Genomic DNA, 26,876 nt, shown 5'->3' with positions numbered 1-26,876 from the left:
CCGGGTCCGACGTCAGCCGTCACCGCTAGGCTGGGACGGTGAGCAACGAGATGGAGATCGGGCGCGGCAAGCGTGGCCGCCGCGCATACAGCTTCGACGACGTCGCGGTGGTGCCCTCGCGCCGCACGCGCGACCCGCGTCAGGTGAGCCTGGCCTGGCAGATCGACGCGTTCCGGTTCGAGATCCCGGTCATCGGCGCGCCGATGGACTCGGTGATGTCGCCGGACACCGCGATCGCGCTGGGCCAGCATGGTGGGCTCGGCGTGCTCGACCTCGAGGGGCTGTGGACGCGCTACGACGACCCCCAGCCGCTGCTCGAGGAGATCTCGACCCTCTCGATGGACGAGGCGACCCACCGGATGCAGGAGATCTACCAGGAGCCGATCAAGGACGAGCTGATCGTCCAGCGCCTCCAGGAGATCCGCGCGGCGGGTGTGACGGTCGCCGGCGCCCTCAGCCCCCAGCGCACGCAGGAGCACTACGAGACGGTGCTCAAGGCGGGCGTGGACCTGTTCGTCATCCGTGGCACGACGGTGTCCGCCGAGCATGTCTCGGCCGAGGCGGAGCCGCTCAACCTCAAGAAGTTCATCTACGACCTCGACGTGCCTGTGATCGTCGGCGGAGCCTCGACCTACCAGGCCGCGCTGCACCTCATGCGCACGGGCGCCGCAGGCGTGCTCGTGGGCTTCGGCGGCGGCGCCGCGCAGACCACGAGGACCACCCTCGGCATCCACGCGCCGATGGCGACCGCGGTCGCCGACGTCGCGGCGGCGCGCCGCGACTACCTGGACGAGTCCGGCGGTCGCTACGTGCACGTGATCGCCGACGGCGGACTGGGCCGCTCGGGCGACATGGCCAAGGCGATCGCGTGCGGTGCCGACGCGATCATGCTCGGCTCGGCGCTCGCGCGCGCCGCGGAGGCGCCCGGCGCCGGCTACCACTGGGGTCCCGAGTCGTATCACTCGGCCCTGCCGCGTGGCGAGCGCGTGCGGGTCGGCACCACCGGCACCCTCGCGGAGGTCCTGTTCGGCCCGGGCACGCGCGCCGACGGCACGACCAACATCATGGGCGCGCTGCGCCGCTCGATGGCGACCACCGGGTACTCGGACCTCAAGGAGTTCCAGCGGGTCGACGTGGTCGTCAGCCCCTATCAGGCCGGCTGACGTGCGCTGCGCCGTCCTCAGGCACGTCGCCTTCGAGGACCTCGGCTGCTGGGAGGCGGAGCTTCCGCGCCTCGGCTACGAGGTGCGCTACCTCGAGGCCGGGGTCGACGAGCTCGCGCCGTTCCGCGACGCCGATCTCGGCATCGTTCTCGGCGGGCCCATCGGGGTCCAGGACGCGGCCGACTACCCGAACATCGGCGAGGAGATCGCCCTGATCCGCGAGCGTCTCGACGCCGATCGGCCGACGCTCGCGGTCTGCCTAGGGCTCCAGTTCATGTCCGCCGCGCTTGGCGCCGAGGTCGGCAAGGGGACGTTCGAGCTCGGGTGGAAGCGCATCGTCCCTTCCCAGCCTGGGAAGGGACGATGCGCCACGTCGCGGACACCCCGATGTTCGTGTGGCACGGCGACGAGGCGCGGCTTCCTGAGGGCGCGACCCTGCTCGCATCGACGGACGACGTCGAGGTTCACGCGTTCTCGTACGGCCGCTCGCTCGCGGTGCAGTTCCACCCCGAGGTCGATCCAGCGACGTTCGAGCGGTGGGTCATCGGCAACATGGTCGAACTGCGCGAGATCGGGGTCTCGATCCCCGAGTTCCGCGCGGAGATGGCCGCGCGCGGCCCCGCGGCGGTCGAGGCGAGCCTCGCTCTCCTGCGGGAGTACGTCGCGGCGCTCTAGAGGCGAGGCGGCAGGACGGTCACCGCGGCCGGGGGAGACCCCGCCTCGCGCAGCTCGGCCACCGCAGCCTCGATGGCCGGCAGCGACCCGCGCAGGATCGTGGTCGGCTCGCCGTCGACGTCCTCGGTCCATGCCGAGACGCCGGGAAGGTCGATCTCCGGGGGAGGGCAGCAGATCACCGCGACCGCGCGCACGCGCGGGTCCTCGACATGCACGAGCGTCACCGAACGCACGACCGCGAGCCGTTCGAGGGTGCGCACGAGCACCTGCGCGAGCCGCTCCGATGCGGAGAACTCGACGGACAGCGTGCCGACGCCGCCGTGCACGTCGAGGGTCGAGATCGAGCCGAAGCTGACGCCCCGCTCGGAGAACACCCCGGTGAGCGCGGCGGAGGCGCCGGCCCTGTCCTCGACCGTCACGAACGCGAACCAGCGCGTCGTCAGCATGCTCATCGGCCGCCTCCCCAGCCCACGATCGCCTCGTTGAGGGCCTGTCCGACCTCCCACAGCAGCCGGGCCTCATCCGGTGCGAGGCCGTCGAGCAGGACGCGGGTCCACCCCTCGGGGCCGACCGCGACCGGCACCCCGAGGACCCCGTGCCACGGCATGCCGCCGAGCTCGATCTCGCCATCGAGCAGCACCTGCCCGGCCACGACGATGTCCCGCCCGTCGAGCACGGTTTTCACGAGGTCGACGGTCGCGGCCGCGGTGCCGTTCGCGGTCTTCGCGCCGCTCGTATGGGTCAGGTAGGGCCGGACGACCGCCTGGACGTCCGGGGGGAAGGAGTCGACGCGGGCGAACGCCGAGGCCGCGTCGGGCCCCGTCGCGATCGTCTCCTTCGCGGAGGCCACCTCGGAGGCGAACGACGCGAGCGTCCTGTCGCCACGCAGGCGCTCGACGATCTCGAGCCGCTCGTCCGGGTCGAGGCCGCGCAGCCGCACGGTCGACCACAGCGGGACCATCCGGTCGCCGTGCTGTCCCGCGACGAAGCCGCTCACGCGCTGACGGCGAATGCCGAGGGTCGCGGCGATCTCGCGGCGGAAGCGCAGCGAGTCGAGCCACGCGCCCATGCCGATCACGCGATGCCGGCCGAGCCTGCGCGCGAACACGTCCACCGCGAGCTCGACGGGGTTCGACACGACGATGACGATCTCGTGGCCGCTGCCGTGCGTCGCGAGCGCGTCGGCGTACGACTCGAAGACCGCACGGTTCCGGGTGGCGAGCTCGTCGCGGTTGATCGGCCCGGTCGCCTTGGTGGGGATCGTCCCGCCCGCGGCGACCACGACGACGTCGGCCACCACATCGTCCGGGCTCACGGCGACGTCGATCTGGGGGGCGCGCTCGTCATAGGCGTCGATGAGGTCCACCCTGAGGCCGTGGACGGCCGACTCGGACGAGCCTCCCGCGCGGCCCACGAGCTGGAGGCGCGAGCTCGCGCCCAGCTCCCCCTGCTCGATGAGCGCGGTGCAGATCGCCCGCCCGACGTCGCCCGTGGCCCCGATGATCGCGACATCCATGGGTCCCACGCTACGCCCGGGATGTTTCGACACTGTTGACGGCGGCGGGCGTGCTCAGGAAGGGCCGCAAGGGGTGCGGCCGTCGCGAGGCGGGCCGGAACTGATGCGAGCACGTGCGTGACTGATCCACCATCTCGGAATATTCATCGTGGCTGAAGTGTCATGATGAAAGTGACATGTGGCCAGCAAGGGCGCCGGACCACTCGTCCCCTTCATCCCCGCAGGGCGCCCTCAGGAAAGGAGCGCCGCCCATGAAGGCTGTGCGTTTCACCGAATGGAAGACCAAGCCGTCGCTTCGCGAGGTCCCCAAGCCCAAGCCCGCTCCCGGCGAGGTGCTGCTCAAGGTCGCTGGCGCGGGCGCGTGCCACTCCGACGTCGCCGTGTACGAGCAGTTTGACGAGACGACCGTGGGCGCGCAGCTCGCCCCCGAGTACACGCTCGGGCACGAGACGGCCGGCTGGATCGAGGAGGTGGGTGAGGGTGTCCTCGGCCTCACCAAGGGCGACGCCTACCTGGTCTACGGTCCGATCGGATGCGGGCACTGCCCCGCGTGCTCGCGCGGTCAGGACACCTACTGCGACAACGCCGCGAAGACGCCGTTCCTCGCCTCCGGGCTGGGCAAGGACGGCGGCATGGCCGAGTACATGGCCGTGCCGGCGCGCAACCTGGTGCCGCTCGGCGACGCCGACCCGGTCGCGGCGGCTCCCCTCGCGGACGCGGGCCTCACCCCGTACCACGCCATCAAGCTCGCCCTGCCGAAGCTTCAGGGCGGCGGCAAGACCGCGCTCGTCATCGGCCTCGGTGGCCTGGGGCAGATCGCCGTGCAGATCCTCAAGGCCACGACCGCGGCGACCGTGATCGCCACCGACATGAAGCCCGAGGCCATGGAGCTCGCGGCCAAGCGCGGCGCCGTGACCGTCGAGGGCGGCGAGGGTCAGGCCGACCGCATCCGCGAGCTCACGGATGGCAAGGGCGTCGACGCGGTCTTCGACTTCGTTGGCCTCACGCCGACGATCTCGCTCGCCCAGAAGGTCGTCGCGAAGCAGGGCCGGATCACGGTCGTCGGGATCGCTGGCGGCCCCGTCCAGTGGGACTTCTACTCGAACCCGTACGAGGCCGAGCTCACGAACACCTACTGGGGCACGATCGAGGAGCTGCACGAGCTCGCGGCGCTCTACCGTGCGGGATCGATCGACGTGGACATCACGCGCTTCAGCCTCGACGATGCTCTCGAGGCCTACGCGCACCTGGAGAACGGCACCCTGCTGGGGCGTGCCGTCGTCGTCCCCCACATGGACGATGCGACCACGGCCTCGCTCGACGCGCTCGCCGGCAGGATCCCCTCCGGGGTCTGACCCCGGACGCACAGGGACCCCCGAGCCTTGTCGGCTCGGGGGTCCTTGTCGCCTGCGCTACTTGAGAGAGAACATGTCCACTGCCTCGGCGAGGTCCGTGGCGATGCCGGTGAGGTTCGACACGGCGCCCCCGACCTCGTTCGCGCTCGCCTGTGCGTCCTTCGCGGAGTCGGACAGCTGGTGAGCCGAGGTCGAGATCTCGCTCGCGCCGTCGGCGGCCACGACGAGGTTGCGCTCGATCTCGCTCGTCGTGACGCTCTGCTCCTCGATGGCTGCGGAGATCGACGACTGGTGCTCGTCGACGAGCGCGATCGACTGCGTGACTCGGTCCACGGCGGCCTGCACCTGCTCGGAGCCGTCCGCCACCTCCTCGAGCACGGGGCGGATCGTCTCGATCGCGTGAGCGGTCTGCTGAGCGAGGTCCTTGACCTCGCTCGCGACGACCGCGAAGCCCTTGCCGGCCTCCCCGGCGCGCGCCGCTTCGATCGTCGCGTTGAGGGCGAGCAGGTTGGTCTGCGAGGCGATCGCGGTGATCGTCTTGAGCACCTCGGCGATCCGGGACGACGAGTCGCCCAGTCGGGCCGAGATGTCGGCCGCCGCCGAGGTGGCCCCGACCGCGGTGCGGGTCTCGCCCGTGGCGGCCTCGACGTCGCGAGCGACGGACTCGATCGTGGCGCGCATCTCGGTCATGGCGGCGGTCACGGACTGCACCTCGGTGCTCATCGACGTCGCGCTCGTCGCGGTGCTGTTCGCGTGCGAGGCCGTTTGCGCGGCGACGCCCTGGAGGCCCGTACTGGAGCCGTCGAGCTGCTGCGCGGTGCTCGCGACCGACTCGGCGCCGGTCTGGATCGTGCCGACCGCGGTGCGCATCGCGAGGATCGTCTCGCCGAGCGCGTCGCCCATCTGGCCGATCTCATCGCGGCCCTCGCCCGTGACGTCGACCGAGAGGTCGCGGTCCGCCACGCGGCGCAGGGCGGCGGTGAGGCGGGACACGCGGTTCACGATCCGCCCGGACACGAAGACGATGAATCCGACCGCGAGCACGGCCACGGCGAGCCCGACGCCGATGAGCGTCAGGGTGAGGCTCTGGATGCCCTCTGCGAGGTGCTGCGGGACCACGTCGAGGTCGGTGCTCATGCCCCACGCCGCGATGGTCCATCCCCACGGCGAGTAGGCGGTGACGTCGACATGCGCCTCCTCGTCGGCGAGTTGGACCTCGACGGTCGCCGTCGTGGTCTCGTCGGTCACGGTCGCACCCGCGTCGATGAGCGTCTGTGCGTAGCTCTCGTCCGCGGCGGAGCCGGCCTCGGCTCCGGGCGGCGGCACCACCCAGGAGCCGTTGGCGTCCATCACCGTGACGTAGCCGGAGTCGCCCACGGTGACCGAGGCGAGGCTTGCGATCAGAGGCTCGGCGACCTCGGACTGGGGGAGGCCCACGAAGATCGCGCCGACGACCTCGTCGCCCTGGTAGACGGGCCCGTAGGCGGTCACGTAGACCTCGCCCACGACGGTCGCGGTGCCGTAGAACGACTCGCCCGCGAGCAGTGCCTGGACGACGGCGCTGTCCGAGCCGATGTAGGTTCCGATGGCGCGGTCGCCGTCCGCACCGGGCACGGTGGTGGCGACGCGGAGCATGTCGCCGTCGTCGTTCATGCGCTGGAACACGGTGGTCTCCGCGCCGAGGAGCCCGGTGACGGTGTCGACGATCGGCACGTCCTGGTCGAGGCTGCTGATCTGGCCCAGGTCCTGCCCGCCGACGAGCATGCGCGGCAGGTCGAGGGTCGTGACATCGCCGGTGGTCTGGTTCGTCGCGTCCCACGTCCTGTCGGCGCCGAAGGACACCTCGCCGGAGCTGTCGAGGACCGCCTGGGCGACGTTGAGCTCGGACTCCATGCGGGTCGTGACCGTGTCGACCTGGGTCGAGACGAGCTCGCGCGCGGAGACCGTGGTCTGGTTGAGCGCTTCGGCGTTCAGCTGCTCGACGTCCTCGGTGGCCTGGTCGGCCAGGCTGTGCGCCTGGAGCGTGCCGACGGTCGTGAGCGCGGCCGAGGTGCCGAGCACCGCGACAGCGCCGATCGCCACGAGCTGCATCCGCAGGCTCGTCCGCAGGGTTGGGAGAGTCATTGTCTCGGGGCCTTCCTTCGTTGAGTCGGTTTCCCCTCTTCTCCTCCTCCCATCGACCCTCGGTGCCAGATGTGAGCGTTGTGGCACACGTGACTCGTGCATCGAGGGGACTTTGGTCACTATTTCGCACATGTTCACTTGACCTGAGCGGATGCGCGGGGTGAGGCGTGCTTGCCCCGCACGGGGCGAGGCGTGCGCGGCGCACGGCGCGCGGCCGCGATGTGGTGCGGCGGAGCGGTGATGTGTGTCAGGCGTGGCGGGTGTCAGACGAGGTGCGCGGCGACCGCGCGCGTGGCCGCTCGCTCGAGTGCGGCGAGCGTCGTCGCTCGGTCCATCGCCCGAGCCAGGGGGAGCCCCTGCTCGTGGATCGCGATCGCGTCGGCGAGCCCGATTCCGGCGAGCGTGTGGGGCTCGGCGGCGACGCTCCCCGCGAGCGCGACGACCCGTGCCCCGCCGTCGCCGCGCCCACGCGCGGCCAGGCGCGCGATCGCTGCGGTGGCCTTGCCCTCAGCGGTCTGCGCGTCGAGGCATCCCTCGCCCGTGATCACAAGGTCGGCCTCGGCGAGCGCCGCACCCGCCCCGGTCTCCGCGAACACTCGGTCGAGCCCTGGGGTGAGCTCGCCCCCGAGGGCCAGCACCGCGGCTCCGAGCCCGCCGGCGGCCCCCGCGCCCGGGGAGCTGGCGACGTCCGCTCCCGCGCAAGCGAGCGCAGCAGCCCACCCCTTCATCGCGCGCTCGAGCTCCTCGACGAGCGCGGCGTCCGCGCCTTTCTGCGGACCGAAGAGACGCGCCGCACCGCGGGGGCCCAGCAGCGGCGTGGAGACGTCGGAGAGGCCGAGCAGCAGCGCCCTGGGGCGCGGAAGGTCGACCTGGACCGGCCGCAGGAGCAGGGGGTTGCCTGACGGGATCTCAGCGGTCCCCTCCAGCGTCGCTCCGTCGGCGGTGCGGATCCTTGCTCCGAGCGCGAGCAGCATCCCGATCCCGCCGTCGGTGGTGCCCGTGCCTCCGAGTCCGATGAGCACGCGGTGGGCGTCCGTCGCGAGCGCCGCGCGCCGCACCTGGAGCCCCAGGCCGAACGAGTGCGCGCGCCGGGCGGTCTCGGGGGAGGGCTCATCCAACAGAGTGAGGCCGACCGTCGACGCCGACTCGACCGCGACGGCGTCGTCCAGTGCGACGTACGGCGCCTCGGTGTGGCGACCGAGGAGGTCCACCGCGTCCGCTGATCTCGTCCGTCCCGAGGCCGCGAGTGCCGCGAGGGTGCCCTCGCCGCCGTCCGCGACGGCCACGGCAGTCACGGAGGCTTCGGGTGCGGCCCGCAGCGCGCCAGCGCGGACGGCCCCGTTGGCCTCGGCGCTCGTCACCGATCCCTTGAAGGAGTCCATCGCGACGACGATGCGCGGCCGGTCGCGCGACGTCTCGATGACGACATGGTTCATGACACCCCAGGATGCCCGACGATGCGCGAGGACGCCCGTTTCACCGGTGCGGGTTCGAGTCCTTGCCGTCGAGCCACAGGACATCGCTGGGATCGGAGTGCGCGGTGCCCGAGCCGACGTGCTTGCCGCTGATGGTGGGGCCCTTGGTGATCACGTGGACCATCGCCATGCCGTGACCGCGGCCGAGCCCATAGTCCTCCGCGAGCCACGCGAGGATCGGCGTCGCCTTGGTCGACTCATCGAAGCCGCGCTCGCGCGCGAGCGCGAGGAGCGCGCGGGGCGTGAGGCCCGTCTTCGCCTCGATCGCGTCGAGATAGGCCTGGAACGACATGGGGACCTCCGGGGTCGCGCGCGGACGGCGCGTCCCTCGATCGTAGAGCGCGCCCCGTGCGCCCGCGACGCGACGAGGGCCCGCACCCCAGGCGGGGATGCGGGCCCTCGGAAGAGTCAGGCGAAGGAGCGCCTACTCGTTGTCACCGTCGGTCGCGAGCGCACCCGACAGCTGCGCCTGCACCTCGGTGCCCGCGCCGGACCAGACCCACTCGGCGACCTCGGGAAGGTCGGCGCCGGTCTCGTACGCGAAGCGCTGCGCCTCGAAGCGCTTGTCCTGCAGCTTCTGGCGCAGGGCGGCGGCGCGCGTGCCGAGACCCGGGACGCGGTCGATGACATCCATGACCAGGTGGTACCGGTCGATGTCGTTGACCATCGCCATGTCGAACGGCGAGGTGGTGGTGCCCTCCTCCTTGAAGCCGCGGACGTGCAGGTTCGCGTGGCCGTTGCGGCGGTAGGTGAGGCGGTGGATGAGCCACGGGTAGCCGTGGTAGTTCATGATCACAGGCTTGTCGGTCGTGAACAGCTGGTCGAACTCGCGGTCCGAGAGGCCGTGCGGGTGCTCCTTCTCCGGCTGCAGCTTCATGAGGTCCACGACGTTGACCATGCGGACCTTGAGCTCCGGCAGCTCCTCGCGGATGATGTCGATCGCCGCGAGGACCTCCATGGTCGGCACGTCGCCGATGCCGCACATGACGACATCGGGCTCCTCGCCGAGCGGCACGTTGGAGGCGAACTCCCAGATGCCGGCGCCGCGGGCGAAGTGGTTCTCCGCCTCCTCGATCGTGAGCCACTGGGCCTGGGGCTGCTTGCCGGCGACGACGACGTTGACCTTGTCGCGCGAGCGCAGGCACTGGTCGTACGTCGCGAGCAGGGTGTTCGCGTCGGCGGGCAGGTAGACGCGGACGACCTCGGCCTTCTTGTTCACGACGTGGTCGATGAAGCCCGGGTCCTGGTGCGAGAAGCCGTTGTGGTCCTGGCGCCACACGTGGCTCGACAGCAGGTAGTTGAGCGACGGGATCGGCCGACGCCACGGCAGCTCGTGGGCGACCTTGAGCCACTTGGCGTGCTGGTTGAACATCGAGTCGACGATGTGGATGAACGCCTCGTACGAGGTGAACAGGCCGTGGCGGCCGGTGAGGTTGTAGGCCTCGAGCCAGCCCTGGCACTGGTGCTCGGAGAGCATCTCCACGACGCGACCCTCGTGGCCCATGGGGCCGTCGTCCGGGTCGATGTCCGCGTTCCAGACCTTCTGGGTCACGTCGAGGACCGCCTGGATGCGGTTCGAGGCGAGCTCATCGGGCGCGAAGACGCGGAAGTTGTTCGGGTTGTTCTCCATGACGCCCTTGAGGAAGTCACCGAGCGTGCGGGTCGCCTCGCCGATCGCGGCGCCCGGGGCGGGCACGTCGACCGCGTAGTCGCGATAGTCCGGCATCACGAGGTCCTGCATGAGCAGGCCGCCGTTGGCCTCGGGACGGGCCGACATGCGCAGCTCGCCCTCGGGGACGGTCGTGAGGACGTCCGGGTAGACCTCGCCGTTGTCGTCGAACAGCTCCTCGGGCCCGTAGGACTTGAGCCAGTTCTCGAGCGTGTGCAGGTGGTCGTCGGTGTCGCGAGCGTTCGACAGCGGCACCTGGTGCGCGCGCCACGAGTTCTCGGTGCGCTTGCCGTCGATCTCCGGCGGGCAGGTCCAGCCCTTGGGGGTGCGCAGCACGATCATGGGCCACATCGGGCGGTCCATGTTCGGGTTCGCCTTGGCCTCGGCCTTGATCGCGGCGATCTCGTCCATGACGTCGTCGAGCACGGCGGCGAAGCGCGCGTGGAACTCGGCCGGCGACTCCTCATCGAAGCCCGCGGTGAAGACGTGCGGCTTGTGGCCGTAGCCCTTCATCAGGTCGACGAGCTCCTCCTCGGAGATGCGCGCGAGGACCGTCGGGTTCGCGATCTTGTACCCGTTGAGGTGCAGGATCGGCAGGACGACGCCGTCGGTGGCGGGGTTGATGAACTTGTTCGAGTGCCACGAGGTGGCCAGCGGGCCGGTCTCCGCCTCGCCGTCACCGACGACCGCGGCGACCAGCAGGTCGGGGTTGTCGAACGCGGCGCCGTAGGCGTGGCTCAGCGCGTAGCCGAGCTCGCCGCCCTCGTGGATCGAGCCAGGGGTCTCGGGCGCGACGTGCGACGGGATGCCGCCCGGGAACGAGAACTGCTTGAACAGGCGCTGCAGGCCGCGCTCGTCTTCGGAGATCTCCGGGTAGGTCTCGTTGTAGGTGCCCTCGAGGTAGCTCGCGGCGACGAGGCCGGGGCCACCGTGGCCCGGACCGATGATGTACATGGTCGGCTGCTGGCGCGACTTGATCATGCGGTTCAGGTGCGAGTAGATGAAGTTCAGGCCGGGGGTCGTGCCCCAGTGTCCGACAAGGCGCTTCTTCACGTGGTCGCGGTGAAGCGGCTCACGGAGCAGGGGGTTGTCGAGCAGGTAGATCTGGCCAACGCTCATGTAGTTGGCGGCACGCCACCAGCGGTCGATTCCCTCGACCTCTTCGGCGGTTGCTGCGTCAGTCGCACGGTGCGACCAGGGGTTCTGCGTCATCGCTGTCCTCCGGTTAGACGGTGTCTTCAGAATGTCATGGTGAGCGTTCACATCGCGCGGCGAAGGTCCCAGAACTCGGCCGATTCTCGCGGCGGCGCCCCGACCTAGGTCCCGATTCGCGCCGGGTGGTTGCCAGGTTCCGAACCGTCGCGACCCGGGGGCGCGGCGCGCGCCTCGCGCCCGTCCGAGCTAGCCTTCGCTCAGCCGCCGAGCCGCAGCGCTCGGCCGTTCCATCGTCGGCGCAGCCAGCGGTCGTGCGAGGCCACCACGACGGTGCCGGGGTAGGTGGGGATCGCCTCCTCGAGCGCGGTGACGAGCGCGAGCGACAGGTGGTTGGTCGGCTCGTCGAGCAGCAGCACATCCGGCGGATCGGCGAGCAGGATCGCGAGCGCCAGCCGGCGCTGCTGGCCGACGCTCAGCGAGGAGACGGGTCGGTTCTCGTCGCGGCCGTGGATCAGCCCGAACGTGGACATCGGGACGATGCTGCGGTGGGGGACGATGCGGCGGCCTGCGGCGACGCCGCGCTCGGTCGCGTCGGCGTACGCCTGGCGGGCGGTGAGGCCGGGTCCTCGGTCTCTCGGGTCGCCGATGCGGGGGTCCTGGGACAGCAGTCCGACGCTCAGCCCTGGCCCGATGCCGAAGCCGCCGTGGGTCGGGGAGAGGAGCCCCGCGAGGACTGCCAGGAGCGTCGACTTGCCCGAGCCGTTGGCGCCCGTGATCAGCAGGTGCTCGCCCGGTGCGACTGCGAGTGACACGGGGACGAGCCTGCCGTCGACCGCGAGGCCCGACGCGATGACCGCCGGGCCGGTTGTCGAGGTCGCCCGTCGCCGCATCGTCCCTGCCGCGAGCCCGCCGAAGGCGAGTGGCGCCGGGGGCTTGACTGTCTGCCGCTCCTCGAGGTCCTCGAGGCGCGAGCGGGCGTCGTTCACGCGCCGTGCCACCACGGTCGCGTTGCGGTCGGCGTAGAACTTCTGCGCCGCTCGGCCCTCGGTGCGGGGCTTCCAATCCGTGTGACCCACCTGGTGGCTGTCGCGCACCCCGGCACGCAGGCGCCCCAGCTCGGCCTGCTCGTCGCGGTACCGGCGCTCCCAGCGCTCCCGGGCGCTCGCCCGCTCCGCCAGGTACTCCGTGAAGGAGCCACCGAAGCGCGTGACGCCGACCCCCGAGCCGGGTCCGCCGTCGTCCACGGCGCTCGCGACCGCATGGGGGACGGGCGAGGGGTCCAGGTCGACGAGGACCGTCGCGACCTCGTCCAGGAACGCGCGATCGTGGCTCGCCAGCACGACGGGCCCGCGCCATGCGCTCAGGACGCTCGCCAGGTGGGCGGCCGCCGCGTCGTCCAGGTGGTTCGTCGGCTCGTCGAGTAGGAGCACGTCCGGCGCAGACAGCAGCAGCCAGGCGAGCGACAGGCGCGAGCGCTGACCTCCCGACAGCTGCCCGGTGGGGCGCTCGCGATCGAGTCCCGCGAGGCCCAGCCCCGACAGCATCGTCCCGATCCGGGCGTCGATGGTCCACGCCTCGAGGCGCTCGGCCGCGTCCAAGGCGTCGGCGAAGTCGGTCGCGACCCCCGCATCGTCCGGGCGCGCGGCCATCTCCGCGCCCAGGGCGTCCACTGCGCTCGCGGCCTCCCGGGCCCGTGCGACGGCGAGCTCGAGCGCCTCGGCGACCGTTGCATCGTCCACGAACGTCGGCTCCTGGTGGAGCAGGCCGATGCTGGGCGCACGACCGCCCGGCGCGGTCGCGCGGATCTCACCCGCGTCCGGGATCAGCGCGCCAGCCGCGAGGCGCAGCAGAGTCGACTTGCCCGAGCCGTTCTCGCCGATCAGGCCGACGCGCTCGCCGCCCGAGACGGTGAGCGAGACGTCGGTGAGGACCCGGCGATCGGGATACGCGAAGGAGACGCCGTCGAGGCGCAGTTGGGCGGCGTAGTCGGATAGAGAAGGGTGGAGCGTAGCCATGGGCGTCCTGAGGTGTCGGGACGGCTCCCGCCGGGCTTTCGCCTCGGGCGCGGGACGTGCATGGGTGCTACAGCTTCACGCCGTTCAGGTTAGCCCGGCGTGTCAAGGGCGGGAAGCGGAATCTCGTGACGCCCGTCGCGCGCGCCGGGCCGTCTCCCGCGCCTCGCCCATCGTGTGGCGGAGCTGCCACATGCGGATCAGCCCGTACGCAGGTATGGCGAGCTGCACGGTCGTGAGGAGCAGCGACGGCACCACCGCGCGGTGCGACCCGGTGGAGAGCGACCAGGCCGTCAATGCAAGCCAGGCGGCGAACGCCGCGATGAACGCGACGCGCTCCCTCTTTCCCATGGCTGCCAGGAGCGATCCCGGCCTCGCGAGTCTCATGCGGCGAATCTAGCCCAGCCGCTCCGACAGGTCGAGCCACTTGTCCTCGAGCTCGGCGTTCTCGTCCTCGAGCTCGGTGATGCGCTTGCTGAGCTTCGCGAGCCCCGCGAAGTCCGTCTGATCGTGCATGAGCATCTCGTGGTGCACGCCCTCGGTGAGCTCGGTGATCTTGCCCATGCGGCGCTCGACGGCGGTGAGCTCCTTCTGGACGGCGCGGCGCTCGGCGCCCTCAAGGGCGGGCGGTGCCGACGATGCGCCAAGGACGCTCTCCACGACCGCGGCGCCCGAAGCCTCGGAGGCCGCGCCGGACGCGCTCTGACCGAACGTGCCGATGCCGCCCGAGCCGGCCTTGCGGTCGCGCTGCAGCTGGACGTACTCCTCCACGCCTCCGGGGAGGTGGCGCAGCCCGCCGTCGAGCACCGCGTACTGCTGGTCGGTGACGCGCTCCATGAGGTAGCGGTCGTGGCTCACGACGATCAGCGTGCCGGGCCACGAGTCGAGCAGGTCCTCGAGCGCGGCGAGCATGTCGGTGTCGAGGTCGTTGGTGGGCTCGTCGAGGACCAGCACGTTGGGCTCGCTCAGGAGCACGACGAGGAGCTGGAGGCGGCGGCGCTGGCCTCCGGACAGGCGCTTGACCTGCGTCTTGAGCTGGATCGACGTGAAGCCCAGGCGCTCGAGGAGTTGCGTGGGCGTCATCTCGTTGCCGTCCGAGAGCGTGATCGACGAGTACTGCTTCACGAGCGCCGAGACGCGCTCCTCGGCGTGCTCCTCGAGCTCCGCGAGCTGCTGGCTCAGCGTCGCGACGCGCACCGTCATGCCGCGCTTCACGCGGCCCTTGGTGGGCTCGAGCTCGCCCGTGATGAGCTTCAGGAGCGTCGACTTGCCTGCGCCGTTCTCGCCGAGGATGCCGGTGCGCTCGCCCGGGCCGATGTTCCAGTCGACCTCGTGGAGCACCTCCTTGGCGTCGTCCCCGGTCCCATAGGTGACGCCCGCGGAGATGAGGTTGACGACGTCCTTGCCCAGGCGCGACGCGGCCATGCGGTGCAGCTGGATCGAGTCGCGGATCGGCGGCACGTCCTCGATGAGCGCGTTCGCGGCGTCGATGCGGAACTTGGGCTTCGAGGTGCGGGCCGGGGCCCCGCGACGCAGCCACGCGAGTTCCTTGCGCATGAGGTTCTGCCGCTTCTGCTCCGTCGCCGCGGCGATGCGGTCGCGTTCCACGCGCTGAAGCACGTAGGCCGCGTAGCCGCCCTCGTACGACTCGACGATGCCGTCATGGACCTCCCACGTGCGGTTCGTGACCTCGTCGAGGAACCAGCGGTCGTGGGTCACGACGAGCAGGGCGCCGCGGTTGGCTCCCCATCGCCGCTTGAGGTGCTCGGCGAGCCACACGACGCCGTCGACGTCCAGGTGGTTGGTCGGCTCGTCGAGGAACACGACGTCGTGATCGCCCACGAGCACCTTGGCGAGCGCGACGCGGCGCTGCTGGCCGCCCGAGAGGGAGCCGACGAGGGCGTCCGCGTCGAGGTCGGGCACCAGTCCGGACATGATGTCGCGGATGCGGGGGTCGGAGGCCCACTCGTGCTCGTCCGCGTCGCCGACGATCGCCGCGAGCACCGTGAGGTCGGGGTCGACGCTGTCCGACTGGTCGAGGACCCCGAGCGTCGTGCCGCGCGCGGTGGTCACGCGGCCGTCGTGGGCCTCCTGGCGTCCCGCGAGGGCCTTCATGAGCGTCGACTTGCCCGCGCCGTTCGCGCCGACGATGCCGATCCTGTCCCCGTCCTCGAGGCCGATGGTCGCATCGTCCAGGACGGGACCGGTGCCGAAGTCGATGTGCAGGTGTTCCGCGCCAAGAAGATGAGCCACCCGACAAGGGTAGTCGGGGCTCCGCCATGACCCGTTCCGAGGGCCCCGTGCGGCAGACTGACGAGCATGAACATCAGGCAGGCGGCGGCCGGCGCCGCGGCGCTCGACGCGGGCGCGATCATCCTCTTCTCGGCCATCGGACGGGCGAGCCACGACGAGGGCATCCTCGGGCCGTGGGGGAGCGGGCTGGCGACGACCGCATGGCCGTTCCTGGTCGGTGCCGGGATCGGGTGGGCCCTCGCGCGCGGCTGGAAGGCCCCGTGCGCGTGGAAGCCGACGGGGCTCATGGTGTGGGGCTCGACGGTCGCCTGGGGGATGCTGCTGAGGCTCGCGAGCGGTCAGGGCGTGCAGGTGTCGTTCGTGATCGTCGCCGGCACCGTCCTCGCGGCCTTCCTGGTCGGGTGGCGGGTGATCTCCGGCTTCATCGCGAAGCGCAAGGGGCTCAAGGGATGAGGTGCGACGTCGTCCGCTTCGTCGCGTTCGAGGACCTGGGCACGTGGGAGGCGGAGATCCTCGCACACGGCTACGAGGTCCGGTACCTCGACGTCGGTGTGGACGATGTGGCGGAGGCGGCCTCGGCTGACGTCGCCATCGTGCTGGGCGCGCCGATCGACGCGGGGGACTCGGAGACGTACCCCGTGCTCGACTCGGTCCGCGAGGTGCTGTCGGCGAGGCGGGACCGGCCGACCATCGGCGTCTGCCTCGGCGCGCAGCTCATGGCGCTCGTGGCGGGCGCCGCCGTCAACCCGGGGAACCGCGAGGTCGGCTTCGGCACCGTGGACCTGACCGAGGCTGGCCGCGCCTCGTCGCTCCGGGCGCTCGACTGCAATCCGGTGCTCCATTGGCACGCCGACACCTTCGACCTGCCGTTCGGGGCGACGCTGCTCGCCGGCAATGAGGCCAACGCGCATCAGGCCTTCGCGCTCGGGCCGTGGCTCGCGGTGCAGTTCCATCCCGAGGCCGATCCCGAGGCGATCGAGCGCTGGCTCATCGGGCACACCTCGGACCTGCGCGCGTGGGGGCTCTCCATTGCCGACCTGCGGACTGCAGCCCGCGAGCACGGCGACGCGGCGACCATGGGTGGCGTGCAGATGATCCGCGACTGGCTGCGCGCGCTCTGACCGCCGTCCCTCGGGGCGGACGCGTGCGGCGTCCTTCCGGGCTGCGCGCGCCGGGTCTACCGTGTGGTCATGTTCAGATGGCGCCCGAAGCATGAGCCGGTGTGGGACCCCGCGGTCGCGGAGGTCGAGGCGCTGCTCGATGCGGCGGCGAGGCGGCATCCCGCGGGCGAGTGGGAGGGACGCGCGCGGCACGCGCTGTCGATCTGCGCATGCATCTCGCTCGAGTGTGCATCCACCTGGATCATCGTCGACACGGAAGACGGCGTCGGATGGCGGCGCGTGCCCCACGGGGCTCCAGCTGACAAGCAGCAACTGGCGCCGTTCGACGCGGGAGGGCACGCGGACCCTGCCGACGTCCTCGCGTGGCTCAGGGGAGCCGCCCCCGACCCATGGGGGAGCTTCGGAAGCGGCAGCGGTCACCCGGAGGTCGTCGAGGCGCTGCAGCGGTGGTTCGTCGCCGACTGAGGCTGGCGCGCCCCGCGAGCCTCACCCGACGGTGACGACGACCTTCCCCAGGTGGTCGCCTGAGGCGACGCGGTCCACCGCCGCGCGAGCCTCGGCGAGCGGAATCACCCGGTCGATGGTCGGGCGCAGCCCGGTGCGCACCAGGAAGCTCATGAGCGCGGCGAGGTCCTTGCGGGTGCCCATGGTCACGCCCTGGATCCGCAGCTCGTGGAAGAACACGCGCGTCAGGAGCGCGGGCTCGGGGTCGCCCGTGGTGTGACCGGCGATCGCGATCGTGCCGCCGTTCTTGACTGAGGCGATCGAGTGCTTCCACGTCGCGCGGCCCACGGTCTCGATCACGGCGTCGACACGGGTCGGCAGCCGGTCGCCGGGCTCGACCGCCTCGACGGCGCCCATGCTCAGCGCGGCCTCGCGCTTCCACTCGGAGCGGGAAGTCGCGAAGACCTCGAGCCCCGCGGCGGCGCCGAGAGAGATCGCCGCGCTCGCGACGCCTCCGCCCACGCCCTGGACCAGCACCGAGTCGCCCGGCTTGAGGTCCGCGCCGTGGAACAGCATGCGGTACGCGGTGAGCCACGCCGTGGGCAGGCAGGCCGCCTCCTCGAAGCTGAGCTCCTTGGGCTTGGGGATGAGGTTCGCGGTGGGCACGGCGACCTGCTCGGCGAGCGTGCCGTCGTAGCGCTCGGAGAGGATGCTGCGCGGCTCGCGCGGGCCGACGCCGTGGCCGTCCGCGCCGATCACACCATGGACGACGACCTCGCTGCCGTCCGGGGCGACGCCCGCCGCGTCGCAGCCGAGGATCATCGGCAGCTGGCGGTCCGTGAGCCCCACGCCCTTGAGGCTCCAGAGGTCGTGGTGGTTGATGCTCGCGGCGCGCACGTCGACGGTGGTCCAGTTCTCGCGCGCCTCGGGAGCGGGGCGATCCCCGATGTCGAGGGCGGAGGCAGGGTCGTCGGGGCTGAATCGGGCGGCGTAGGCGGCGAGCATGATTCCAACCTATGCCCGGGCGCGCCACTGCGACGCGCGAGAGGTCCCGGGTGCCGCGGTCCCAGCCTCTGCATCGTCCCTGGCCCGGCCCCTGCCCCGCGGGCGGTACAGAATCGTCCACTGGCGTGCAGCTCCGGCCGCGAGACGACCATGAGTGTCCACTGGCGCGCACCGGCGCGATCGATGTCTCCCAGTGGACACTCATGGTCGTTCTGGGACCCCTCGCGTCACCTGGTGGACGTTTTCGTACCGCCTGCACGGGGGGTGGAGGGGGGCTGGCAGCCCGGGTCAGGGCCGGGGACAATGCGGTGCCCGGGGACGACGAAGGCCCGCCCCTTGCGGGACGGGCCTTCGTGAGTCTGCCGAGTCTTAGGAGACGGCCGCGATCGACTGCGTCGCGATCTCGCGCTCCTCGTCGGTCGGGATCACCCAGATCTGCACCTTCGAGTCGTCGGCGGAGACGAGCGTGGCCTGCTTCTTGCGGCCCGCGTTCTTCTCCTCGTCGATCTTGATGCCGAGACCCTCGAGGCCCTGGAGCGACTCGAGGCGCACGACGTCGTCGTTCTCTCCGACGCCCGCGGTGAACACGATCGCGTCGACGGATCCCATGAGCGCGAAGTACTGGCCCACGTAGCCCTTGATGCGGCGGGTGTACACGTCGAGCGCGAGGCGCGCGTCGTGGCTGCCCTCGTCGATCGCCTTGTGGACGTCGCGCAGGTCCGAGTAGCCGCACATGCCGAGCAGGCCCGACTGCTTGTTGAAGAGCGTGTCGATCTCGTCGATCGACATGCCGGCCGCGCGGTGCAGGTGGAACACGACCGCGGGGTCGATGGTGCCCGTGCGCGAGCCCATCATGAGGCCGTCGAGCGGGGTGAGGCCCATCGACGTGTCGACCGCGTGACCGCCCTGGACGGCATCGGCGGACGCGCCGTTGCCCAGGTGCAGCGTGATGATGTTGACGTCCTTGGGCTCCTTGCCCATGAGCGCGGCGCACTCGCGGGACACGTAGCCGTGCGAGGTGCCGTGGAAGCCGTACTTGCGGATCCCGTGCTCCTTGGCGACGCGCAGGTCCAGCGGGTACGTGTACGCCGCCTCCGAGAGCGTTGTGTGGAACGCCGTGTCGAACACCGCGACGTGCGGGATGTTCGGGAACTGGGCGCGCGCGGCCGAGATGCCGGCCACGTGGCCCGGGTTGTGCAGAGGCGCGAGGACGGAGAGCTTCGCGATGCCGCGCTCCACCTCGTCGTCGATGATGGTCGGCGCGGAGAACTCCTCGCCTCCCTGGACCACGCGGTGACCGACGACGGTCAGCGCGCTGAGGTCGACGCCCGAGTCGGGCTTGCCGAGCACGTCGATGATCTCGTGGATCGCGACACCGTGATCGGTCACTCGCTCCACGATGCCGGAGGCCAGCGGCTCCTCCTTGGTCGTGTCCACCACCTGGTACTTCACCGAGCTGGACCCGCAGTTGAGGACCAGAGCGATCCCCTCGTAGTTCACTGCCACTGTTCTGATCAGCCTTCCGCGTCGATCTGCTGTGCCTGGATGGCCGTGATGGCCACCGTGTTGACGATGTCCTGCACCAGGGCTCCCCTGGACAGGTCGTTGACGGGCTTGCGGAGTCCCTGCAGGACCGGGCCGATGGCCACGGCACCCGCGGAACGCTGCACCGCCTTGTAGGTGTTGTTGCCTGTGTTGAGGTCCGGGAACACGAGAACAGTAGCCTGTCCGGCCACGGGGGAACCCGGGGCCTTGGACGCAGCGACGGACGGATCGACGGCCGCGTCGTACTGGATCGGGCCCTCGACAAGGAGATCGGGGCGGCGCTCGCGGACGATCGCGGTCGCCTCGCGGACCTTGTCGACGTCGGAGCCCTTGCCGGACTCACCGGTCGAGTAGGACAGCATCGCGATCTTCGGGGCGATGCCGAACTGCTCGGCCGTCGCGGCCGACGAGATCGCGATGTCCGCGAGCTCGGGGGCCGTCGGGTCGGGGTTCACGGCGCAGTCGCCGTAGACGAGCACGCGGTCGGCCAGGCACATCAGGAACACGGACGACACGACGGACGTGCCGGGGACGGTCTTGATGATCTGGAACGACGGCGTGATGGTGTGGGCCGTGGTGTGCGCGGCGCCGGAGACCATGCCGTCGGCGTCGCCCTCCTGGACCATCATCGTGCCGAAGTAGCTGACGTCCTGGACGCGGTCGCGGGCGACGTCCATCGTGGCGCCCTTGTGCTTGCGCATCTCGTAGTACTTGTCCGCGTAGCGGGACACGTACTCCTCGTCATGCGGGGAGATGATGCGCGCCTTGTCGAGGTCCAGGCCGAGCTCGGCGCCGCGGGCGCGGATCGCCGCCTCGTCACCGAGGATCGTGAGCTCGACGACGTTGCGTCGCAGCAGGGTCGACGCGGCGCGCAGGATGCGGTCGTCGCCTCCCTCGGGCAGGACGATGTGCTGCATCGAGCCGCGCGCGCGGTCGAGCAGTCGGTTCTCGAACATGAGCGGGGTGACGACGTCGGTCTTCGCGACGTCGAGCAGGCGCGCGAGGGCCTCGGTGTCGACGTGCGACTCGAACATCTCGAGCGCGGTGTCGACCTTGAGCTGCGAGTCGCGCGAGAGCCGGCCTCGGGTGTTCCAGCAGGTGCTCGCGGTGTCGTAGGTGCCCAGGTCGGTGGTCGCGATCGGGAGCGACGAACCGAGGCCGTCGATGAGGCGGCGGATCGGCTCGGCGGGCTCGAAGCCGCCGTTGAGGATCACGCCGGAAAGCGCGGGGAAGCCGCCCGCGGCGTGCGCGGTGAGGATCGCGAGCAGCGCGTCGGAGCGGTCGCCAGGGGTGACGACGACCGCGCCCTCCTTGAGCCGTCCGAGCAGGTGCTCGGGGCTCATCGCGCCGACGACGATCGTCGACACCTCGCGCGACATCAGCTCGGGCGAGCCGGAGATGACCGTGCCGTTCACGGCCTCGATGAGCGAGGCGAGCGCGGGGGCGACGAGCAGCGGCTCCTCCGGAAGCGCTCCGCCGACCAGGCCGTCGGGCAGGAGCGAGGCGATCTCCTGGACCGCGTCGGCGTCGCAGCGATTGGCGAACACCGCGGCCACACGGGCGTGGTTGTTCTCCATCTCCTTGTGTGCGCCGTCGATCGTCTGCGCGATCTCCGCGGGCGTGCGGTCCATGCCGCGCACGACCAGCGCGACCGGGGCGCCGAGGTTCGCGGCGATGCGCGCGTTGAGCTCGAACTCAGCCGCGGCCGACTTGTCGGTGTAGTCGGTGCCGACGATCACGACGACATCGGACTTGCGCGCGACCTCGTGATAGCGCTGCACGATCGTCGCGAGGGCGACGTCGGGGTTCGCGTGCACGTCGTCGTAGGTGACGCCCACGGACTCCTCGTACGACTGGTCGATGCCGTCGTGGCCGAGGAGGAGCTGGAGGACATAGTCGGAGCCGTCGGCGACGCGCGCGACGGGACGGAAGATCCCCACGCGGCCGACGGTGCGAGAGAGCATCGCAGTGATGCCCAGAGCGATGGTGGACTTGCCAGTGTCGCCTTCGGTCGAGGCGATGTAGATGGATCTAGACACGACTTCAAGCATGGCACGTGTTCAGCACTGTTCACGCGTCGCGGAGTACTTTCTCCGTGCTCAGGGACGATTCGTACGAATTGACACGTCAACCGTGTGCTGCGCGTGTGAGGTACGCGACGCGTCCTGGCCACGTGTCAGTCGCGGACCCTAGAATCGCTCGCAAGGCGCGAGGGCTCGCACGAGCGCCGACCCGCCCCTTTGGGGGCTGAGGACTGAGGGGTGAGTCGTGTTGCTAGCGCGCGCGTGGAGTGGCCTGGCCGCGTCCTTCGCGCGCCTGAGCGACAGCGGAGCAGACCGGGTGCCTCCGAATCACGTGCGCATGGTGCAGGGTGCCAACCACTTCTTCCTCATCTCGACCGTCACCAACGCCCCGCTGGTCCTCCTCATCGCCGTCGGGTCGTGGCCCCTCACGCTCTCGCCCGCGGTGTCTCATCTCGCGATGATCATCGGCTGGTACGTGGCCGTCTTCCTCAATGGGCGGGGACGGCTCGCCGCTGCGAGCCTGCTCGGGATCGCGCTGCCGCTGATCCAGTACCTGTACCTGTCGGTGCTGTTCTCCGCGGGGTCGCTGTTCGAGGTTCAGCTGCTGCTGCTCGGCGGCCTGATCTACGTGGTGTTCGTGCCGACGCGGTGGCGCTGGGGGCTGCTGTTCTCGGTGGTCGGGTTGCTCACCGCAGCGGTGCTCGTGGCCGTGCCCGCGTTCGCCGAGCCGCGCGTCGACGTGCCCGCGTGGTGGCTCTCGGTCGCCGCGGCCTACAACCTCGCGAACGTCGCCTTCTTCCTGTTCCTCACGGGGTTCTTCAACAACAGCTATCTCCAGCGCGAGCGTCGGCGGAACCAGGAGCTCCTGTCGGAGGCGCACCTGCTCGCCGTGACGGACGCGCTCACGGGCCTGTACAACAGGCGCGGCATCGAGCCCGAGCTCCAGTCCGCCGAGATCACAGGCGACTACGTGCTCGCGATCGCCGACGTCGATCACTTCAAGCAGATCAACGACAGGCTCGGCCACCAGGTGGGCGACGAGGTGCTGAGCGAGGTCGCCGCCGACATCCGCGCCGCGCTTCCGCGCGCGGCCGCGATCGCTCGCTGGGGCGGCGAGGAGTTCCTGGTGGTCATGATCCAGACGCAGCTGCCCGACGCGCTCACGATGCTCGATAGGGCCCGCGCCGCGGCCGAGCGCTCCATCACGGTCGATGACGAGACCGAGCACGTCACCATCTCGATCGGCGCCGTCAGGGTCGATCAGCCCGGGTCCGTCGACGTCGCCATCGCTCGCGCGGATGGCCAGCTTTACGAGGCCAAGCGCGAGGGGCGCAACATGGTCCGAGGCGTGACCCTGCGCGAACGCGCGCGCCGGCGGCTCCCGGAGGTGGCGGGCGACCGGAGCCTCTCGGGTGGCTGAGCCCGTCCTCCCGTGGGTCCAGGGCCAGGAGAACTATCTGGGCCAGGTTGCCCGCGCCGTCACGATCGTCCTCGGGCTCGTCGCGGTGGTCGATGTCTTCTACGCGGTGATGGTCACGTCGCTGTGGCGCGACGTGCTCTGGGGCCTGCTGGTCATGGACTTCCTCGGCATCGTCGGCGCGCTCGGGTCGATCGCGATGGTGCGTCGCGGCCACGTGCTGTTCGGATCCATCGCGATATTCGTGCTCGCGATCGTGCAGATCGTGGTGTCCGCGTGGGTGCTGGGCTGGCAGTCGGGCGTCCACCTGTTCCTCATCGCGGGCGGGGCGCTCGCGGTGCTCGTGTTCACCGATCGGCAGCGCGCGCTGCGGTGGGGATTCGGCGTCCTCAGCGTCGGCGTCTTCGTGTTCTGTCAGTTCGCGCTCCCCGACCAGGTCGACCGCTTCGGCGTGACACCGGAGCAGAGGTCCGTCCTGTTCACGGCCAACGCGATCTTCACCGCTCTCGCCACGACCATCGTGTCGCTCGCGACGCACACGAGGGCGAGCACCGCGTGGCGCGCAGTCGCGGCGTCCTCCGCTCGCTCGGAGCACCTCGCGAACACCGACGAGCTCACCGGGCTCCCGAACCGTCGCCCCATCCTCGAGCTGCTGGACTCGCTCTCGGCGCCGGGCGCCGGCGCGTACTGCGTCGCGGTCGCCGACCTCGACCACTTCAAGCGGATCAACGACACGTTCGGGCACTCCTGCGGCGACGTCGTGCTCTCGGTCGTGGGGCACCGGCTGCGCGAGCACCTCAGGGCCGGGGACATGATCGGCCGCTGGGGAGGCGAGGAGTTCGTGTTCGTGATGCCGCTGACGAGCCTCGACGACGCCGCCCAGGTGATGGAGCGCGCGCGTGGTCGTGGCGGGCCACGCGATACCCTGCTCGGGGCATTCGCACGAGGTGCAGATGTCTATCGGCCTGGCGGATGGCCGGGACGATGAGAGGAGCCATCGCGTGGTCAAGCGAGCCGACGAGGCGCTCTACGAGGCGAAGTCGACGGGGCGCAACCGCCTGTGCCTCCGCGCCGTCAGCGACCTGTCCGCCGACTCCGACCGCGACCTCCCCCGCACCGACGCGATCCCGTCCGGCGACGGGGACGCGTGAGCGGGACCCGCGGGCGCCTGCGGTGGGGCGCGCTGAGCGCCGCCGTGGCCCTCATGATCGTCGCCGTCACCGTCACGGGTGCGCTCGGATGGTGGCAGTGGACCCGCGCGCACGAGACCGGTCGGACCGTCGTCCCCGACCCTGCGGTGCCGCTCGCCGAGGTGGTGCTGCCCGGCGACGCCTCGGGCGCGGAGATCGGTCGGCAGGTCACCGTGACCGGCCGGTGGGCCGATGCCGAGCCCTTCGTCGTCACCGGGCGCGAGGTCGACGGCCAGGCGGCTCAGTTCCTCGTGCGGGCCCTGCTCGTCGACGCGGATGCGACGGGGACGGGCGAGCCCGCGACCCTCGCAGTGATCGTCGGATGGGCTGACGCCGACGCTGCGCCGTCGGTCGACGTGCCCTCGGGTGACGTCGAGCTCGAGGGGTACCTGCGCGCGGCCGAGTCGTCGGCATCGGCGACGGCCGGCTCGGCCGTCGGCGCGACTGTCGCCGGGTCCGTCGCGACCTCGGTGTTCGCGCAGGAGTGGCCGTCGCCCCTCTACACGGCCGTGCTCGTCTCGTACGAGGGCATCGACGGCTGGGAGGCGCTCGAGCCGCTCGAGCCGACGCGCGAGACGAACTTCCGCAACGCCGCGTACGCGGTCGAGTGGTGGATCTTCGGCGCCTTCGCGGCGTTCGTCGCGGTGCGCTGGATGCGTGACAATGGGCGCGTGCGTCCCGTCGAGGACGAGGACCCCGGAGCCCAGGAGGACACGTGACCGAGCCTGCCGTGCAGCCCAGCCCCCAGGACGACGCGGGGGTGGACCCGCGCCTCGCAGGAGACCTGAAGCGCTATCGGGTGATGGCGATCATCACCGGCACCTTCCTGCTCACGGTCTTCGTCGGCCTGCTGAGGTACATCCCTGCGATCGGTCTGGACGAGGGTCCCGTGGACACCTTCTTCTCCGCGGTCGCGATCATCCACGGCTGGATCTACATCGTGTACCTCGTCACCGTCGTGATGCTGTGGATGCGCATGAGGTGGGGCCTCGGGTGCCTGATCTACATGGCCGCGGGAGGCATCGTCCCCCTGCTGTCGTTCTTCGCCGAGCGCCGCATCGCGCACGAGGTCGCCGGTAGTGTGAAGCCGTGAGCAACCCCACCCAGCACCGCCCGGTCCTGGTCGTCGACTTCGGCGCGCAGTACGCGCAGCTGATCGCACGACGGGTCCGCGAGGCGAGCGTGTACTCAGAGATCGTCCCGCACACCATGCCGGTCGCGCGGATGCTCGAGAAGGACCCCGCCGCGGTGATCCTCTCGGGCGGCCCGTCGTCCGTGTACGAGGACGGCGCGCCCCACCTGGACGACGAGGCCGCCCTGTTCGCGGCAGGGGTGCCCGTCATGGGCATCTGCTACGGCTTCCAGGTCATGGCGAAGGCGCTCGGCGGCACGGTCGCGAAGACCGGGCTGCGCGAGTACGGCCGCACCCAGGCGCACGTCGGCGAGGCGGGAGCCCAGCTCTCGGGAAGCCCCTCCACGCAGGAGGTGTGGATGAGCCACGGCGACTCGGTCCACGAGGCGCCCGAGGGCTTCACCGTGCTCGCGACCACGGAGGGCGCTCCCGTCGCGGCGTTCGAGAACGTCGACGCCCAGCTGTGCGGCGTCCAGTGGCATCCCGAGGTCAAGCACTCGCCGCTCGGCCAGGCCGCGATCGAGAACTTCCTGTACCGGGTCGCGGGGCTGACCCCGGACTGGACCAGCGCCAACGTCATCGACGAGCAGGTCGCGCTCATCCGCGAGCAGGTCGGCGACAAGCGCGTCATCTGCGCGCTGTCCGGCGGCGTGGACTCCGCGGTCGCCGCGGCCATCGTGCAGAAGGCCGTGGGCGACCAGCTCACGTGCATCCACGTGGACCACGGGCTCATGCGTGCGGGCGAGGTCGAGCAGATCGAGAAGGACTTCGTCGCGTCGACCGGCGTCCGCCTCATCATCCGCGATGAGAAGGAGCGCTTCCTGAGCGCCCTCGCGGGAGTGTCCGACCCCGAGACCAAGCGCAAGATCATCGGCCGCGAGTTCATCCGCGTGTTCGAGGACTCCGCGCGACAGGTGGTCGAGGAGGCCGGCGCGCACGGCGAGGAGGTCGAGTTCCTGGTCCAGGGCACGCTCTACCCTGACGTCGTCGAGTCCGGTGGCGGCGAGGGCGCGGCCAACATCAAGAGCCATCACAACGTGGGCGGCCTCCCCGACGACCTGCAGTTCTCGCTCGTCGAGCCGCTGCGCACGCTGTTCAAGGACGAGGTCCGCGCCGTGGGACGCGAGCTCGGCATCCCCGAGGAGATCGTCGGCCGCCAGCCCTTCCCGGGCCCGGGCCTCGGCATCCGCATCATCGGCGAGGTCACGTGGGAGCGCCTCGAGATCCTGCGCGCGGCCGACGCGATTGCGCGCGAGGAGCTCACGAAGGCGGGCCTGGACCAGGAGATCTGGCAGTGCCCCGTGGTGCTGCTCGCGGATGTCCGCTCGGTCGGCGTCCAGGGAGACGGCCGCACCTACGGCCACCCGATCGTCCTGCGTCCCGTGTCCTCGGAGGACGCGATGACCGCCGACTGGTCGCGACTGCCCTACGAGGTGCTCGCGCACATCTCCAACCGCATCACCAACGAGGTGGCCGAGGTCAACCGCGTCACGCTCGACGTCACGAGCAAGCCGCCGGGCACCATCGAGTGGGAGTAGCCGCATGAGAAGGGGCGCCGTCCGCTGGAGATCCAGCGCACGGCGCCCCTTCTGCGTCTGCTC

24 protein-coding genes and 1 pseudogene are annotated in these 26,876 nt (G+C 70.9%); 13 read left to right on the top strand and 12 right to left on the bottom strand.

Going from position 1 to position 26,876, the window contains the following annotated elements:
* Nucleotides 1–38 precede the first annotated feature (38 nt).
* The 3 genes and pseudogenes from B7K23_RS01205 to B7K23_RS01195 all read left to right on the top strand — a co-directional run bounded on the left by B7K23_RS01205 (nucleotide 39) and on the right by B7K23_RS01195 (nucleotide 1,838).
* Nucleotides 39–1,163: a GuaB3 family IMP dehydrogenase-related protein gene (locus tag B7K23_RS01205; protein WP_084124412.1), complete on the top strand. Its 1,125-nt coding sequence runs from the start codon at nucleotides 39–41 to the stop codon at nucleotides 1,161–1,163.
* A 1-nt stretch (nucleotide 1,164) separates the two neighbouring features.
* A pseudogene (locus B7K23_RS16110) lies at nucleotides 1,165–1,470 on the top strand (gamma-glutamyl-gamma-aminobutyrate hydrolase family protein); the annotation flags it as partial.
* A gap of 56 nt (nucleotides 1,471–1,526) precedes the next feature.
* A complete protein-coding gene (locus B7K23_RS01195; RefSeq protein WP_084124410.1) occupies nucleotides 1,527–1,838 on the top strand; it encodes a hypothetical protein in 312 nt (103 codons plus the stop codon).
* On the opposite strand, the gene B7K23_RS01190 is transcribed toward B7K23_RS01195, so the two are convergent.
* Nucleotides 1,835–2,290 carry a hypothetical protein gene (locus B7K23_RS01190; RefSeq protein ID WP_143338035.1) on the bottom strand — a complete coding sequence of 152 codons (456 nt, stop codon included), beginning with the start codon at nucleotides 2,288–2,290 and terminating at the stop codon, nucleotides 1,835–1,837. The two genes, B7K23_RS01195 and B7K23_RS01190, sit on opposite strands and share 4 nt — an antisense overlap.
* Nucleotides 2,287–3,354, bottom strand: coding sequence for a lactate dehydrogenase (locus tag B7K23_RS01185; RefSeq protein WP_084124406.1), 1,068 nt, complete (start codon nucleotides 3,352–3,354; stop codon nucleotides 2,287–2,289). Before B7K23_RS01185 ends, B7K23_RS01190 begins: the two co-directional genes overlap by 4 nt.
* A 251-nt stretch (nucleotides 3,355–3,605) precedes the next feature.
* Here B7K23_RS01185 and B7K23_RS01180 point away from each other — a divergent pair, with 251 nt between their 5' ends.
* Nucleotides 3,606–4,709 (top strand): NAD(P)-dependent alcohol dehydrogenase, encoded by a 1,104-nt coding sequence (locus B7K23_RS01180; protein WP_084124404.1) that lies wholly within the window; start codon nucleotides 3,606–3,608, stop codon nucleotides 4,707–4,709.
* Nucleotides 4,710–4,766: 57 nt separating this feature from the next.
* Here B7K23_RS01180 and B7K23_RS01175 read toward each other — a convergent pair whose 3' ends face one another.
* The 7 genes from B7K23_RS01175 to B7K23_RS01145 form a co-directional block, all read right to left on the bottom strand.
* The gene (locus B7K23_RS01175; RefSeq protein ID WP_159451260.1) at nucleotides 4,767–6,833 is read right to left on the bottom strand and encodes a methyl-accepting chemotaxis protein; all 2,067 of its coding nucleotides are present in this window, start codon (nucleotides 6,831–6,833) and stop codon (nucleotides 4,767–4,769) included.
* 263 nt (nucleotides 6,834–7,096) lie between these two features.
* Entirely contained in the window at nucleotides 7,097–8,269 is a 1,173-nt protein-coding gene (locus tag B7K23_RS01170) for a glycerate kinase (protein WP_159451259.1), read from the bottom strand.
* A 40-nt stretch (nucleotides 8,270–8,309) separates the two neighbouring features.
* Nucleotides 8,310–8,600: a DUF4287 domain-containing protein gene (locus B7K23_RS01165; protein WP_084124398.1), complete on the bottom strand. Its 291-nt coding sequence runs from the start codon at nucleotides 8,598–8,600 to the stop codon at nucleotides 8,310–8,312.
* A gap of 132 nt (nucleotides 8,601–8,732) precedes the next feature.
* Complete coding sequence (locus B7K23_RS01160; protein ID WP_084124396.1) at nucleotides 8,733–11,189, bottom strand: phosphoketolase; 2,457 nt, start codon at nucleotides 11,187–11,189, stop codon at nucleotides 8,733–8,735.
* 200 nt (nucleotides 11,190–11,389) lie between these two features.
* Nucleotides 11,390–13,147 (bottom strand): ABC-F family ATP-binding cassette domain-containing protein, encoded by a 1,758-nt coding sequence (locus B7K23_RS01155; protein WP_084124394.1) that lies wholly within the window; start codon nucleotides 13,145–13,147, stop codon nucleotides 11,390–11,392.
* Nucleotides 13,148–13,249: 102 nt separating this feature from the next.
* Nucleotides 13,250–13,531: a hypothetical protein gene (locus tag B7K23_RS01150; RefSeq protein WP_143338034.1), complete on the bottom strand. Its 282-nt coding sequence runs from the start codon at nucleotides 13,529–13,531 to the stop codon at nucleotides 13,250–13,252.
* Nucleotides 13,532–13,540: 9 nt separating this feature from the next.
* Complete coding sequence (locus B7K23_RS01145; protein ID WP_084124391.1) at nucleotides 13,541–15,397, bottom strand: ABC-F family ATP-binding cassette domain-containing protein; 1,857 nt, start codon at nucleotides 15,395–15,397, stop codon at nucleotides 13,541–13,543.
* A 66-nt stretch (nucleotides 15,398–15,463) separates the two neighbouring features.
* Here B7K23_RS01145 and B7K23_RS01140 point away from each other — a divergent pair, with 66 nt between their 5' ends.
* The 3 genes from B7K23_RS01140 (at nucleotide 15,464) to B7K23_RS01130 (ending at nucleotide 16,983) form a co-directional block, all read left to right on the top strand.
* Nucleotides 15,464–15,850 carry a DUF3054 domain-containing protein gene (locus B7K23_RS01140; RefSeq protein ID WP_062200814.1) on the top strand — a complete coding sequence of 129 codons (387 nt, stop codon included), beginning with the start codon at nucleotides 15,464–15,466 and terminating at the stop codon, nucleotides 15,848–15,850.
* The gene (locus B7K23_RS01135) at nucleotides 15,847–16,518 is read left to right on the top strand and encodes a hypothetical protein (protein WP_084124389.1); all 672 of its coding nucleotides are present in this window, start codon (nucleotides 15,847–15,849) and stop codon (nucleotides 16,516–16,518) included. Before B7K23_RS01140 ends, B7K23_RS01135 begins: the two co-directional genes overlap by 4 nt.
* A gap of 69 nt (nucleotides 16,519–16,587) precedes the next feature.
* Nucleotides 16,588–16,983: a hypothetical protein gene (locus B7K23_RS01130; protein ID WP_143338033.1), complete on the top strand. Its 396-nt coding sequence runs from the start codon at nucleotides 16,588–16,590 to the stop codon at nucleotides 16,981–16,983.
* Nucleotides 16,984–17,004: 21 nt separating this feature from the next.
* On the opposite strand, the gene B7K23_RS01125 is transcribed toward B7K23_RS01130, so the two are convergent.
* The 3 genes from B7K23_RS01125 to pta all read right to left on the bottom strand — a co-directional run bounded on the left by B7K23_RS01125 (nucleotide 17,005) and on the right by pta (nucleotide 21,551).
* The gene (locus tag B7K23_RS01125; protein ID WP_084124386.1) at nucleotides 17,005–17,967 is read right to left on the bottom strand and encodes a zinc-binding dehydrogenase; all 963 of its coding nucleotides are present in this window, start codon (nucleotides 17,965–17,967) and stop codon (nucleotides 17,005–17,007) included.
* 369 nt (nucleotides 17,968–18,336) lie between these two features.
* Entirely contained in the window at nucleotides 18,337–19,473 is a 1,137-nt protein-coding gene (locus tag B7K23_RS01120) for an acetate/propionate family kinase (protein ID WP_234996357.1), read from the bottom strand.
* Nucleotides 19,474–19,481: 8 nt separating this feature from the next.
* Nucleotides 19,482–21,551: a phosphate acetyltransferase gene (pta, locus tag B7K23_RS01115; RefSeq protein ID WP_200809751.1), complete on the bottom strand. Its 2,070-nt coding sequence runs from the start codon at nucleotides 21,549–21,551 to the stop codon at nucleotides 19,482–19,484.
* A 322-nt stretch (nucleotides 21,552–21,873) separates the two neighbouring features.
* Between pta and B7K23_RS01110 the strand changes: the two genes are divergently transcribed.
* From B7K23_RS01110 to guaA, 6 genes are read left to right on the top strand one after another with little or no spacing between them, the layout of a single operon-like run.
* On the top strand, nucleotides 21,874–22,956 hold the full coding sequence (locus B7K23_RS01110) for a diguanylate cyclase (protein WP_084124381.1): 1,083 nt from the start codon (nucleotides 21,874–21,876) through the stop codon (nucleotides 22,954–22,956).
* Complete coding sequence (locus tag B7K23_RS01105; protein ID WP_084124379.1) at nucleotides 22,949–23,941, top strand: diguanylate cyclase; 993 nt, start codon at nucleotides 22,949–22,951, stop codon at nucleotides 23,939–23,941. Before B7K23_RS01110 ends, B7K23_RS01105 begins: the two co-directional genes overlap by 8 nt.
* Nucleotides 23,907–24,104, top strand: a complete 198-nt coding sequence (locus B7K23_RS01100; RefSeq protein WP_084124377.1) for a diguanylate cyclase — start codon at nucleotides 23,907–23,909, stop codon at nucleotides 24,102–24,104. The genes B7K23_RS01105 and B7K23_RS01100 overlap by 35 nt, the downstream gene beginning before the upstream one ends.
* Nucleotides 24,101–24,862 carry an SURF1 family protein gene (locus B7K23_RS01095; RefSeq protein WP_143338032.1) on the top strand — a complete coding sequence of 254 codons (762 nt, stop codon included), beginning with the start codon at nucleotides 24,101–24,103 and terminating at the stop codon, nucleotides 24,860–24,862. The genes B7K23_RS01100 and B7K23_RS01095 overlap by 4 nt, the downstream gene beginning before the upstream one ends.
* Nucleotides 24,859–25,236 (top strand): DUF3817 domain-containing protein, encoded by a 378-nt coding sequence (locus B7K23_RS01090; RefSeq protein WP_143338031.1) that lies wholly within the window; start codon nucleotides 24,859–24,861, stop codon nucleotides 25,234–25,236. The genes B7K23_RS01095 and B7K23_RS01090 overlap by 4 nt, the downstream gene beginning before the upstream one ends.
* On the top strand, nucleotides 25,233–26,813 hold the full coding sequence (gene guaA / locus B7K23_RS01085; RefSeq protein WP_084124374.1) for a glutamine-hydrolyzing GMP synthase: 1,581 nt from the start codon (nucleotides 25,233–25,235) through the stop codon (nucleotides 26,811–26,813). Before B7K23_RS01090 ends, guaA begins: the two co-directional genes overlap by 4 nt.
* Nucleotides 26,814–26,876 lie beyond the last annotated feature (63 nt).

Origin of the sequence: Demequina sp. NBRC 110054, assembly GCF_002090115.1 — a bacterium.
Taxonomy (GTDB): Bacteria; Actinomycetota; Actinomycetes; order Actinomycetales; family Demequinaceae; genus Demequina.
Note: the sequence above shows the minus strand (reverse complement) of the source record. Positions and strands in the feature narration are given on the sequence as shown.

Coding starts and splice junctions, on each gene's coding strand:
- B7K23_RS01150 (WP_143338034.1), bottom strand. CDS start 13,531: ATGAGACTCGCGAGGCCGGGATCGCTCCTGGCAGCCATGGGAAAGAGG.
- B7K23_RS01160 (WP_084124396.1), bottom strand. CDS start 11,189: ATGACGCAGAACCCCTGGTCGCACCGTGCGACTGACGCAGCAACCGCC.
- B7K23_RS01125 (WP_084124386.1), bottom strand. CDS start 17,967: ATGCTCGCCGCCTACGCCGCCCGATTCAGCCCCGACGACCCTGCCTCC.
- B7K23_RS01100 (WP_084124377.1), top strand. CDS start 23,907: ATGTCTATCGGCCTGGCGGATGGCCGGGACGATGAGAGGAGCCATCGC.
- B7K23_RS01140 (WP_062200814.1), top strand. CDS start 15,464: ATGAACATCAGGCAGGCGGCGGCCGGCGCCGCGGCGCTCGACGCGGGC.
- B7K23_RS01175 (WP_159451260.1), bottom strand. CDS start 6,833: ATGACTCTCCCAACCCTGCGGACGAGCCTGCGGATGCAGCTCGTGGCG.
- B7K23_RS01185 (WP_084124406.1), bottom strand. CDS start 3,354: ATGGATGTCGCGATCATCGGGGCCACGGGCGACGTCGGGCGGGCGATC.
- B7K23_RS01195 (WP_084124410.1), top strand. CDS start 1,527: ATGCGCCACGTCGCGGACACCCCGATGTTCGTGTGGCACGGCGACGAG.
- B7K23_RS01110 (WP_084124381.1), top strand. CDS start 21,874: ATGGTGCAGGGTGCCAACCACTTCTTCCTCATCTCGACCGTCACCAAC.
- B7K23_RS01155 (WP_084124394.1), bottom strand. CDS start 13,147: ATGGCTACGCTCCACCCTTCTCTATCCGACTACGCCGCCCAACTGCGC.
- B7K23_RS01130 (WP_143338033.1), top strand. CDS start 16,588: ATGTTCAGATGGCGCCCGAAGCATGAGCCGGTGTGGGACCCCGCGGTC.
- B7K23_RS01135 (WP_084124389.1), top strand. CDS start 15,847: ATGAGGTGCGACGTCGTCCGCTTCGTCGCGTTCGAGGACCTGGGCACG.
- B7K23_RS01165 (WP_084124398.1), bottom strand. CDS start 8,600: ATGTCGTTCCAGGCCTATCTCGACGCGATCGAGGCGAAGACGGGCCTC.
- B7K23_RS01180 (WP_084124404.1), top strand. CDS start 3,606: ATGAAGGCTGTGCGTTTCACCGAATGGAAGACCAAGCCGTCGCTTCGC.
- B7K23_RS01190 (WP_143338035.1), bottom strand. CDS start 2,290: ATGAGCATGCTGACGACGCGCTGGTTCGCGTTCGTGACGGTCGAGGAC.
- B7K23_RS01170 (WP_159451259.1), bottom strand. CDS start 8,269: ATGAACCATGTCGTCATCGAGACGTCGCGCGACCGGCCGCGCATCGTC.